7 protein-coding genes are annotated in these 7305 nt (G+C 32.7%); 2 read left to right on the top strand and 5 right to left on the bottom strand.

Annotated elements, in window-relative coordinates; translation table 11 throughout:
• Positions 1-744: RNA-guided endonuclease TnpB family protein (locus AC1DKZ_RS32330; protein WP_476997929.1), on the bottom strand; the 744-nt coding region annotated here is incomplete at its 3' end.
• Positions 745-1596: 852 nt separating this feature from the next.
• Here AC1DKZ_RS32330 and AC1DKZ_RS32325 point away from each other — a divergent pair.
• Together AC1DKZ_RS32325 and AC1DKZ_RS32320 are read left to right on the top strand one after the other, a co-directional pair.
• On the top strand, positions 1597-2241 hold the full coding sequence (locus AC1DKZ_RS32325; RefSeq protein ID WP_476997928.1) for a hypothetical protein: 645 nt from the start codon (positions 1597-1599) through the stop codon (positions 2239-2241).
• 615 nt (positions 2242-2856) lie between these two features.
• On the top strand, positions 2857-4398 hold the full coding sequence (locus tag AC1DKZ_RS32320; protein ID WP_003193516.1) for an S-layer homology domain-containing protein: 1542 nt from the start codon (positions 2857-2859) through the stop codon (positions 4396-4398).
• Between the two features lie 429 nt (positions 4399-4827).
• Here the strand turns inward: AC1DKZ_RS32320 and AC1DKZ_RS32315 are convergent, their stop codons facing one another.
• From AC1DKZ_RS32315 to AC1DKZ_RS32300, 4 genes are all read right to left on the bottom strand, one after another.
• The gene (locus AC1DKZ_RS32315; protein WP_003193514.1) at positions 4828-5460 is read right to left on the bottom strand and encodes a hypothetical protein; all 633 of its coding nucleotides are present in this window, start codon (positions 5458-5460) and stop codon (positions 4828-4830) included.
• Positions 5461-5611: 151 nt separating this feature from the next.
• The gene (locus AC1DKZ_RS32310) at positions 5612-6130 is read right to left on the bottom strand and encodes a hypothetical protein (protein ID WP_476997927.1); all 519 of its coding nucleotides are present in this window, start codon (positions 6128-6130) and stop codon (positions 5612-5614) included.
• A gap of 11 nt (positions 6131-6141) precedes the next feature.
• Positions 6142-6408: a hypothetical protein gene (locus AC1DKZ_RS32305; protein WP_078214615.1), complete on the bottom strand. Its 267-nt coding sequence runs from the start codon at positions 6406-6408 to the stop codon at positions 6142-6144.
• A 12-nt stretch (positions 6409-6420) separates the two neighbouring features.
• Positions 6421-6735, bottom strand: coding sequence for a hypothetical protein (locus AC1DKZ_RS32300; protein WP_078214616.1), 315 nt, complete (start codon positions 6733-6735; stop codon positions 6421-6423).
• Positions 6736-7305: the final 570 nt, after the last annotated feature.

The following is a 7305-nucleotide window of genomic DNA, read 5'->3' as shown; positions in this document are numbered from 1 at the left end:
ATCTTTTCTAGCATTCGTCATGTATTCATGAATTCTAGCTACTTTTACTCGTTGTTTATTCCAGCGAGAAGATCCTTTCGTTCTTCTAGAAAGAACACGCTGTGCTTTTGCCAACTTCTCTTCTAATGATCGAAAAAACTTTGGATTTTTATAGGTCGTTCCATCTGACAAAATGGCGAAATCTTTTAGTCCCACATCCATTCCAATGTAAGAATTTGTTTTCGGAAGTTCTTGCACTTCTGTTTCAACTAACAATGACACAAAGTATCTGCCAGAAGGGCTCCGTCTAACTGTAGCATTTAAAATACGTCCCTTTACTTCACGACTTTTGGCAAATCGAACAAGACCGACTTTTGGTAATTTCATTTCGTTTCCTACAACGGCAATGTTTTCATTTGTTTGTTTTGTGGTGTAAGATTGTACGTTGTTCTTCTTAGATTTGAAACGCGGGGCACTGTTTTGTTTTTTGAAAAAGCGTGTATAAGCATCCGCAAGGTTGCGAACAGACGACTGAATCGCAATACTATCCACTTCTTTTAGCCAAACAAACTCTTTCTTCATGGCTGGAAGTTTGGCAGAGCATGTACCATATGTCAAACCCTTTCCTGTTTCTTTATATGCATTACCCCATAAAGATAGGAAGTGATTGAATACAAAACGAGAACAGCCAATCGTTTTATTGATTAGGATCGCTTGTGCTTTATTTGGATAGATACGAAATTTATATGCTTTATTGATCATCATTCGTTTCACCTCCATTTCGATATGTGTCTATTATACAACAAACATACATTCGATAGGTAGTGAAGTAACAGTTTATGTATGTCGAACAATTAAGATGGCTTCCTGCCATCCCTTGCCCGAAGCCAATTCATCTCCCACCTACTCACTTCGCGTTCCTTGAGGAAGGAGTCTTCTTGGCTAAAATGATAAAGAATCTGAATTTTGTTTAATACTATTTTTTACGAAACAAGAAAATAGTAAAATTTTCTTGAGTATAGTTCCGTTGGGAGGTTGTTCGTAATGAGATTCAATAAATATACCGTAATATTTATCTTTTTAGCTATTACTTCAAATTTCGCCTTATCCATGTGGCTCAAACAAAGACTTTTAGGTGTAGTTATTGCTATTATTTTCTTATTAATCGCTACATGGACTACAAAACAGCCTACAGACGACCAGCATAAATGAACAAAATAACTTAACATGGTATAATAATATTTGGATGGGCGTCCAATGTTATTAAAATTAAAGTGGTTATCAAGTCGGAGGAAGGCACCTTAGGGTGTCTTTTCTTTTTAAAATATATAAGCGCACCAGAACCGGTTCATGAATATGGAAATCTCATCTATCAAATTTGGAACTAACTTCTTCCGAAACATTGTTCCTCATTTACCAACCTGTTTATGTTTTTTCAAACTTTGCAACAGAGCCACATTGTTTTAATTGAATTTTGTGTTATACTTCTATAGGCATCTGATTTTTATTCTATATAAAAGTATGTGAAAAGCCCTTATCAATTCGATAATGGCTTTTCTATTTTTTATGAAGATCGATTATATGGTATGGGTAATAAATTTAAAGGAGAATTATAAAATGATTTTTCCAAGTAACATCAATACGTCTTATGAGTATTCAATTATAGAAATTCAATGTTTACCTTGTATTTCTACAGCACCCGATTTTTATGATAATTTTGTACTTATTTGTAGTACTTATCTTAACAAAAATGATAAAGCACATGGTCATACTACATTTGAAATTCAATCTATAAAAGAACTGTCTTATAATAATCCAAATGTAAAAAATGCTAAGAAGTTTGTATACCAAGGTGGGTCTTTGAAAATAAATGATTTTGTAACAATTACTCATGCGGAATCAGACTATGATACGAAATTCATAGCGAGACTTTCCTATCAATATCATAGCGATCAAGAGAGGGAATATATACAAGAGCAAGATTTACTCTTATTTTCCATTTCTGAAGGGTCAAAGGGGCAATTGTCTAATATTCCTTATTTATATCTTCCTCCGGATTTTAAGAAGTATATAGAATATTATCAGGCTAAGCACGATTCTGAAGTTCTTCACACTGCTTACTCAATATTAGAACATTTCATAAAAGAAAATGATTATTCAGAATCTTTTATTAATCAATTTGAAACTTTAAAAGAACAACAAAAGAATAAATCTCTTATCATGTATGATAGCTTTTTACGGAATCAATATAAGAAAATTTGATTTATTTTCATAGAAACATCAAAAACCCTTTAAATATTATACAAAATACACCTATTGCTTTAAAAAAATGAAGAAAATGCATAAATGCATAAAACTATATATGTATTTTGTAGTATCCTAGACTGTATCTGTCTAAAAGTCTTTCATAGTACATTTTTGACACTCCCACCCCTAAAGGGGCAAGCTGACATAGGTCAGTGGGATTCTTGCTACCAAAGGCGAAGTCCATTTCTGGGAGTGCTGACGTGCAAAATTGCGACTTGCCATCACCACTCCCATGACAGACCGTATAGGTTCTCCTTATGCTTTAGCGTCTAGTACTTGACGACATGTATTGTTTTACGCACGAAGTGAAATTGATTCGTGCAACCTCATACAATATTCATTTTTTAGAGAACATTATTGTTTTAGAGTCTTTTGCATGACTTTGAGGCCATTTTGACATGTTTTGCTACGCAAAAGCGATACTTTCATCCCATGCTTAAAGGCGGACTTAAGTCCTGCAGGGGCTTTCTCGTATCGTAAATCTATAAATTTTAGTTAAAAGATACCACTTGTTTAATAAACTTAGTGAAGTAAAGTTAATTACTTTAATATATTATTAGGAGAGAATTTATGAGTAAAAAACTATTAAAATCAATAACATCATTAACGATGGTAGGAGGTGCATTGTTAGGAACAAGTAGTGATCCCGTAAAAGCTGAAGTCCAATCAGGGGGAAATTCAGTTGTATTTAATGATGTTCCCAAAAACCATTGGGCAAATAATGCCATTACGAGCTTAGCTAATCGTAATATTATCGGAGGATATGGAAATGGAATGTTTGGCCTGGGAGATAATGCTACTCGTGAACAGGTGGCAGCTTTAATTTATCGTGTGCTAGCTCCTGCTAAAAAAGGAGGCACTCTTAATAAGGACAACTCTTTTTATATTATGCAAGATGGGTCTCAGCTTAAAAATCCATATAAGGACATTAATAAAAACTCAACAATGTTCTTAGAAGAGATTCTATTTTTGACAGACATAGGAGTCTTTAAAGGGGATCAAAATGGGGCATTTCGACCAAAAGAATCATTAAGTCGTGCAGAAATGGCACAGGTCATCAAGACTGCTTTTAAAGTTCCTGTGTTAAGTAAACATACTTTTAATGATGTACCAGATAATTCATGGGCGAAGGACGCCATTAGTGCCGTACAGTCGAATAAAATTGCATCAGGTACAGGTAATGGAGGTTTTGAACCAAATAAAACTGTAACTCGTGAACAGTATGCACAGTTTTTATTTAATGCATTAAATTATAGGGAACAATTAAATACACAAAATCCTGATGTGACAAAGCCAAATAAAGAAGATACGAGTGTACAAACTGAGGTACAACTATTAGAAGCTTATAAAAAAGACATGAAAAATTATATTAATAATCATGAAGAAGATATAACTATAACATATAAATCTAAACAATCTAATATAAGAGAAGTTATGGATACGCTTGTTAAAGCATATGATGAGACAGTTGATTCAAATGAATACATGAAATATAACGTTGCAAATACACAATATTCTATTCGTGGTATTCCAGGAGATTATGTATTTACATTAAAAATTACATACCGTGAATCAAAAGAGCAAATGAACTATGTAAAGACACAAGCAAAATCAGTTATCACTTCTATTGTTAAAGCTGGTATGGATGAACATGAAAAAGTAAAAGCAATTCATGATTATGTCGTAAAACATGTTTCGTATGATACTTCTTTCCAGGCTTATACGGCATATGAAGCTTTAGCAAACCGTTCTGCTGTTTGTCAAGGATATGCATTATTAACTTATCAATTGTTAAAAGAGGCAGGAGTAGAAGGTCATATTGTAACAGGGACTGGAAATGGACAACCTCATGCTTGGAATCTAGTGAAAATTGAGGGGAAATGGTACCATCTTGATACAACCTTCGATGATCCAATTCCAGATGTAGAAGGACGTGTAACTTATTCATACTATAATTTATCTGATGAACAAATTGCTAAAGATCACCAATGGGATCGTAATCAATTTGCGAAAGCAACAACAATCTATAATAATGAGTTAACAAATAAAATTCAGATCGGTAGCCCGAAAACAATGGGATATCAGAAAATATTAACGGATATCAAACGCTAATATGAATCTATGTAGTTTATTAATAAAATTAAACAATGAATAAACGATAAATTGAGGTCTGTGTAACAATGGACCAGTACTAGATAAAAGCAGAATCCCATAAACATATATGATATGGGATTCTTTTTTTTATTTGTTTTGTTTATCTGATGTGTATATTTACAGCATGTAATCATTTTAACTAAATTTAGGTGATTCCTCTCTCTCTTCAATTTGTATGTAGGTGCATGGCACCAACAAATAGGTGGGAGATGAATTACTATTTTTTCATAATAAAACATACGTTTTATCGAACTATATAAACTAACGGGATAGCCTAATCCATAATTAGTTCTTGTACTTGTATAGAAATAAACACGCAAGATAGGTGAATCTAGGAAGCGACCACTCCTAAACAAGCTGGAAGTGGAGATAGTTTACGAAATTCATTTAGTCCTTATATGTGTTTTGTAAATAACGATCATATAAATCTTTTTCTAAAATACTTTGTTTATCTTGTAGTTCCTTAAATTGTTCAATGAATTGACTATCTTCTTTTGTGCTTCGACACAAAGTATAATAAGCATCATGGAGAATTTTAGATTCTTGATGAGCATCATAGTAGTCCATGTAGGTCTTAAATTCTGGTGGTAGATAAAGATAAGGGACGTTAGAAAAAGAACCTTTGATTCCTACTGAAGTAGAAAATAGGAGTAAGTCTTTATTTTGTATATATTCCATCTCTTGATCTTTAGAATATTGGTAAGAAAGGTTTGCTATAATCTTTGTATCATAATCAGTTTTCACCTCAATTATGTTTACAAAATCATTAATCTTTAAAGTACCACCTTTGAATGCAAACTTTTTGGCTTCTTTAACGTGTGAATTATTATAAGATAATTCTTTTACAGATTGGATTTCAAATGTAGTATGACCATGTGCTTTATCATTTTTATTAAGATATGTACTACAAATAAGAACAAAGTCGTTTTGAAATTTTATTGTTTCAGAATTATAGGGTAAGCATCTAATTTCTATTATTGAATACTCACACATACCGTTAACATTATTGGGAAAAGTCATTATTATTATAATTCTCCTTTATATTTATTTCAGGTGAAGAGTAGTTATTCTTCACTACCTTTATTTTAAATAAATTATAGATTAATAGTAACCCTCAATTCCAGAAATTTATGAGGACTTATAAAATGCCCCTTACTCAACCATATTACAATTACCTCCCAAACTTATACTTCTGTATGACTAAGTCTTTATCCTCATATCTAGGGTCCAACTTAACTTCACCTTTGTACTCAATGATTCGTACCTTGTCAGTCGGATATACCTTATCGTAAAGTTCCTGTTTCACCCATATCTTTTTCATTTTGTTATTGTCAAACAACTCTAAAGTAGGGTGTTTCAGTATGATATACTCTTCTTCAATGTGTTTCCCAAGAACCATAACCTCTTTTACTTTGCCGTTTTTAACTAATTCTTCTTTTTGATACCCCTCTATAACTGACAAGACCAAACAGAATAAGACGAAAATACCTACATACATCCAAGCCTTCTTCCTTCTCTTTTTCTTGTATGCTTCAAGTTTCATGATATACTCTTCAAGTTCATACTCTGTATACCCTTTCACAGATGAATCTAAGTAGTAGGTTTTTCCAAACTTTGTACTCTTAAATACAACATATTCGTCTACATACTCTGGGTCTTTCTCTAAGTTTATGAATTTCTTTTCACTCATAACATACCCCTTTATTTGTTTCCTATTATAACTACCCCAACTAAGATGAAAACAATAACACTTATAACCACAAGAGTTACCTTTTTACTTAACTTTCCCCTAGAACCTTCTAATACTGCCCATATAATAAGTGGGAAAAGAAGAATACCAAGGAGAATGTCAAAGAACTTGTTACTCTGCTCCTCTTTCGGTTTCTCTTCTTTTCCTATGCGTTCTACCCTATTTGGTACTTTTTCTACGTGTATTGGATTCTTTTTTTTCTTACGTCTATGATTCACTATTCATACCCCTTACTTTGAACCGTAACTTTCAAATAGCATAGTCTTTCCTTTGTACTCAACAACCTCAATGCGAGAACCAATGTCTAAACGTTTGTATACTTTCTTACTTACGCTACCTGTGTGCGTTTCACCATCTACTTTGTACTTGATTTCATAAGTCTTAAACCCTCTAGGTGTGTACTCTTTCATGTCTACGACTTCCGCTATACTTGACTTACCATGTTGTCTGACTTGTATCTCGTTGTACGTTCCTACCCCTATGAGTAGGAACGTACACACTAGAAACACTACCATACAACCAATTCTAAACCGTTTCTTTTTCAATATAATCCCCCTTACTTTACATCGTAACTATCATACATGATTGTCTTTCCTTTGTATTCTAGTACTTCTATTTTAGAGCCTTTGTCTAACTTCTTGTACAACTCTTTATCTATATTACCTAAGTAAGTCTTATCTTTTATATAATATTCACGACTTATTTTATTTCATTTATCAATCCATATATATAATCTATATTTTATTTGTTTATCGAGTCTTAATATATCTATGAAAAAAGCACTTGTTGCCATAAATGACAATCAAGTGCTTTAAGTTCATATATTTTTAAATAGCATAAATTTGTAAGTATTCAAGTTATTGCGTGACACCTTTTATATGTCATGACAACTACTACATTAAAACTTACGAGTTTGTACGAGTTCTTTAGTTTAATATACATTCCATGCATTTATATTGATCGCCTATTGAACTACCCCCACTTTCACTTCGTTTAGAAGAGGGGGATTCCTAAGTAAAGAGTTCTATCGAACTCTAATTTATTAGGCTATCTCCACAGTCCTTGCGGTTAGAAGCCTTATCGCTTCATTCTTTAGATTGATACTTGCGTTAATA

It is taken from the genome of Bacillus sp. 05T21, from assembly GCF_056396785.1.
The sequence above is the reverse complement of the archived record's forward strand: the minus strand, read 5'-3'. Positions and strand labels throughout refer to the sequence as shown.